The organism is Romboutsia sp., from assembly GCF_035470145.1.
Classification (GTDB): Bacteria; Bacillota; Clostridia; order Peptostreptococcales; family Peptostreptococcaceae; genus Romboutsia_D.
Genome location: NZ_DATIRC010000408.1, coordinates 1 through 4,380 on the forward strand (window position 1 = coordinate 1; position 4,380 = coordinate 4,380).

Sequence of the window (4,380 nt, forward strand, 5' to 3'; positions counted from 1 at the left end):
GTAATGGCATTTGATAGTAAAAATAAAAAATATAAATGCTTTTCATGTAATGCTAGTTATGACATATTTGACCATTACCAACAACACTATAATTTAAGCTTCCTAGAAGCTATTAAAACGATTATAAAAGACTTTAGCTTAAATATATATATTGAAGAAAATAAGACTATTAGAAAGGCAAATAAGAAGCCTAGCGTGTACTCTAATAATGTTGATAATGTTATGGACTATATAAGTAAAAGGGAAATATCAAAGGCTACTGTAGATTATGTAGGTGTGAAAGCTGATAAAGGGAATGTAGTGTTTGAATATAGAAACGAGCGTGGAGAACATATAAGCAATAAATTCAGACCTGCACGAAAGTTAGATAAAAAAGATTTGAAGATGTGGTTTGAAAAAGATACAAATATAAATACTTTGTTTAATATGGATAAAATCGACATGAGTAAAAGTTTGACTATCTGCGAAGGTGAGTTTGATTGTTTAAGCCTTATTGAAGCAGGTATAAAAAATTCGGTATCAGTTCCAACAGGTGCATCAAGTTCAGAATGGATTGAAGCTAACTGGGACTTTTTAGAGCAATTCGAGGAAATTATAGTATGGTTTGATAATGACGAAGCAGGTAAAAAAGGAATTAGAAATATATCTAATAGACTTAATAATGTAAAAATAGTTAATATGAGCAGCTGCAAAGATATTAACGAATTGTTATTTAAGCATGGAAAAGAAGCAGTAGCTGAACAATATAAAAAAGCTGAATATCCTGCTATTGATGATGTAACTGAATTTGATGATATAGAAGATTACAACGTATATGAGGCTGAAAATATTAAAACAGGGTTTAAGAAGCTTGATAATGTTATGTATGGATTTGTAGAAGGAACTTTAAATGTATTTACAGGAAATAGTGGGGCAGGAAAATCAACTTTAGTTAATCAAATGTGCATTTTGGAAAGCATACATCAAAATAATAAATGTTTTATATTCAGTGGCGAATTAACAAAAGGAAACTTGAAATATTGGATCACTCATACTTTAGCAAACAATGAAGATATTGAAATGGTAGAAAGAGAAGATGGCACGCAATACTCAAAAGTAAGTGCAGCAGCTAAAAGCAAAATGAGTAGATGGCTTAAAAATAAATTATATATATATGACAATGATTTTGATTTTTCCTATACTTCAATATTATCTAAAATGGAGCAATTGGCGAAGCGATATGGCGTAAAAGTATTTATATTAGATAATCTTATGACTATTGACTTAGGCAATAGTCAAGACAAGTACGAAGCTGAAAAAATATTTATAAATGCACTAAAGAAATTTGCACTAACTTATAATGCTATAGTTCATTTGGTAGCACACCCTAGAAAAACTGCAAAAGGTGAAGTTGTATCGAAATTAGATATAGCTGGAAGTGCAAATATAACTAACTTAGCTGATTATGTAACTACTATTACTAGAGTTGACAAAACAGAAGAAGAGGGGGTTAAATTTGAACATGATGCAATCTTTAGCGTTGAAAAAAATAGACCAACAGGGGTGCAAAATAAAAATGTAGGTCTAAATTTTGATACGCATAGAAGAAGGTTTTATATAAATAATCAAGAATTAAATAAAAATTTTTACGATAATGAATTTATAAAAGTGCAGGGAGAATTTTAGAAATGGCAAAGCAAAAATCAACATGGGGAACTGATATAGGATTAAAATATAAGTGGGAAAATGAAAACAAAGACATTATAAGCGAAGTTAAGACTTATAAATTATCAAAAGAGGAATTGGAAGAATATTTGAAAAAGTTTAAAAGAAAATAAGGGGTTGCTATTGTGAATAGAGAGGAACTAATAAAGCAATACGAAAAGGGACTAAATAGGCTTGAGAAAGCAGAAAAATGGCTACATGATAATAATATTGATTGGGAATATGTAGAAGCTAATAAGCCTAAAATATGGCACGAAAGAGTTACGCTATTAGCTGAAATTGAATGGTTAAAAGAAGAAATGCTAAAGAGGGAAATAATCAAGGGAAATATTGAAGGGTTTGAGATTGTAAAGGCTACTTAGGTAGCTTTTTTATTTGTAAAAATAAATTTAAAATATTTAGAAAGCCTACTTGACATTAACGTTACGTTAATATATAATTTAATTAAGATAATAAGTTGGTTATCAATAAAAAAACTAGGAGGAAATTAGATTATGAGAAAATTCAAGATTGAAGGAATAAGTTTCGAGGTAGTAGATAAGCCATATACAGGAATGGAAAACAGGGGAAAATATGATATTCTATGGTTTAATGAAATGCAAGGTGGTTGGAACAGATTAACAAGTGCTAATACTTTAGCAGAAGCAAAGGAAAAGGCAAGGGATAGAGTTTGGGAAGGCAAAATAGAGATTCAATATTAGCAAATAAAGCTAATAAAAGGAAGTTTAGAAGCTAATTTCTAGGCTTCCTATACAAATATATTAACTATGTGGTGGAGGTCTTAAAATGGAAAAGAGAGAGTTAAATATAACATTTAATAAAAGTGGCAGTGGTAGCATGAGTTCGAGTATTAGATTGCCTATTAGTTGGATTAAGGAACTAGGAATTGATGCAGATAATAGGAAAGTAGAAGTTGAATTTGATGGTGAAAAGATAATTATTGCAAAGGCTACTTAGGTAGCTTTTTTATTTGTCTTAATTTGTCATACGATTATTAGTATAATTTTTATTCTACATACATACACGTGGAGAATTTGTGCTATAATATAAATATAAAGACAAGCAGAGGTGAACAAATGAAAGTAAATAAAACAATTTATATTGACCTATCAATATTACAAGACATGTTAAAATACTGTGAAAAAAACAATATCAAGCTTTCTAAATTAATTGAAACTATGTGGAAAGCATTTAGTAAAACGTACAATAGATAAAAATAATAGGGGTGTTTAAAATGGGGGAATATGAGATCATAACATCTTTAGCAAAGGACTTTATGGACAAAGGGGACAGTCCATACTGGGCAACAAGAAATGCATTAGTTGAGTATAGAATAGCTTTGAAAGATGCTTTAGAATATGAATACAACGATAAAAATAAAAGCAAAGTATCTAAAATAACTTATTCTAAAAATAGCAAACATACTAATAAAATGCATTTTGAAAATTATAAATATAATATACACATAGAAAGCTATAAAGGGTATGACAAAGAGAAGAAAATAGTTAGGGACTTGGCTTCTATAATGAATGTAGATGGATTTGTAGAAGGAAAAGAATTACTAGATTATATAAAAGATGCTATAAACATTGAAAGATATGCAAGTATATGGACTGGAATAATTGAAGAAACTCAAATACCTATCGGTAGAAAAAGGATAGAGCCTAGAGTTTATAAAATTTATGATTTTTTATCTATAGAAATAGATAGAGTAAAAATAAATTTAATGAAAGAAGGTAGATTATGCTAGAAATTGCAAGGAATTTAATGTGCAGCCTGTACTGTAAATATGGACTTTGTGAAGCTTCTTTAAAAGCTAGTGAATTAGTAGATGAACTATTAAATTTGGGGGTTGATTAGATGGAATTGGTAAGAGCAGTAAACAATGACATTGAGCCTATACAAATTTCAAGTGAGGATATGACAAAATTAAGTATAGATAAATATGTAACTATAAGTATAAAAGATGCTATAAAAGCACATAAATTAGTACCAAGTTTTGAACTATTAGTGCAAGCTAAAGAAAAAGAACTAGGGATAAAAAGGCATTTATGGAATCCAATACAGTTGGAAGAATTAGAAAATTATTTCGTAAAAAGGTATTTGACATAAGGAGAAAGAAATGGAATCATTGGCATTGATTTATTTGGTTGGTGGTACATGGTTACTAACTGATTTAATAATATATTTTGGAGAGAAAAGGAGAAAAGAAAATGAATAAGTGTTTATTTACAGGTAGATTAACAAAAGATGCAGAATTAAGTTTTTTAACAGGAAGTGGAACTCCTAAAATGCAATTTACTATAGCAGTAGAGAGAAATTACCAAAAGGATAAAAATAACAAGAAGGTTGATTTTATTAACTGCGAAATGCTAGGTAAGCATTGCGAAAACTTGTGTCAGTACGTAACAAAAGGAAAGTTAATATTATTAGAAGGTGAATTAAATATTGACCAATACGAAAAAGAAGGAGAAAAAAGAAGCTTTACCAAAATAAAAGGCGATAGGCTAGAATTTTTAGGTGGTAATGGCGATAAAAAAGAATCTAATGAGTTCCAAGAAGTAGATAGTGACGAAATACCATTCTAAGATACAGGGGGTAGAATATGAGTAAGATGGCAGAATTTAAAGCAATAAATACAGAAATGGTTGAATTGTATGAGATAAAAAATAAAAA

8 protein-coding genes are annotated in these 4,380 nt (G+C 29.2%); all 8 read left to right on the plus strand.

The genetic code is table 11. The features are described 5' to 3' along the window. Positions 1–1,665: DnaB-like helicase C-terminal domain-containing protein (locus VLM92_RS16090; protein WP_325277336.1), on the plus strand; the 1,665-nt coding region annotated here is incomplete at its 5' end. 2 nt (positions 1,666–1,667) lie between these two features. Beyond that, entirely contained in the window at positions 1,668–1,817 is a 150-nt protein-coding gene (locus VLM92_RS16095; RefSeq protein ID WP_325277337.1) for a hypothetical protein, read from the plus strand. A gap of 12 nt (positions 1,818–1,829) precedes the next feature. Next, positions 1,830–2,066 carry a hypothetical protein gene (locus VLM92_RS16100; protein ID WP_325275988.1) on the plus strand — a complete coding sequence of 79 codons (237 nt, stop codon included), beginning with the start codon at positions 1,830–1,832 and terminating at the stop codon, positions 2,064–2,066. Positions 2,067–2,198: 132 nt separating this feature from the next. Continuing rightward, entirely contained in the window at positions 2,199–2,405 is a 207-nt protein-coding gene (locus tag VLM92_RS16105; protein WP_325277338.1) for a hypothetical protein, read from the plus strand. Between the two features lie 85 nt (positions 2,406–2,490). Beyond that, positions 2,491–2,661 carry an AbrB/MazE/SpoVT family DNA-binding domain-containing protein gene (locus tag VLM92_RS16110; protein WP_325277339.1) on the plus strand — a complete coding sequence of 57 codons (171 nt, stop codon included), beginning with the start codon at positions 2,491–2,493 and terminating at the stop codon, positions 2,659–2,661. A gap of 277 nt (positions 2,662–2,938) precedes the next feature. Next, entirely contained in the window at positions 2,939–3,454 is a 516-nt protein-coding gene (locus VLM92_RS16115; protein ID WP_325277340.1) for a hypothetical protein, read from the plus strand. 110 nt (positions 3,455–3,564) lie between these two features. Beyond that, positions 3,565–3,816, plus strand: coding sequence for a hypothetical protein (locus VLM92_RS16120; RefSeq protein ID WP_325277341.1), 252 nt, complete (start codon positions 3,565–3,567; stop codon positions 3,814–3,816). A gap of 101 nt (positions 3,817–3,917) precedes the next feature. Beyond that, entirely contained in the window at positions 3,918–4,292 is a 375-nt protein-coding gene (locus VLM92_RS16125) for a single-stranded DNA-binding protein (RefSeq protein WP_325277342.1), read from the plus strand. Positions 4,293–4,380 lie beyond the last annotated feature (88 nt).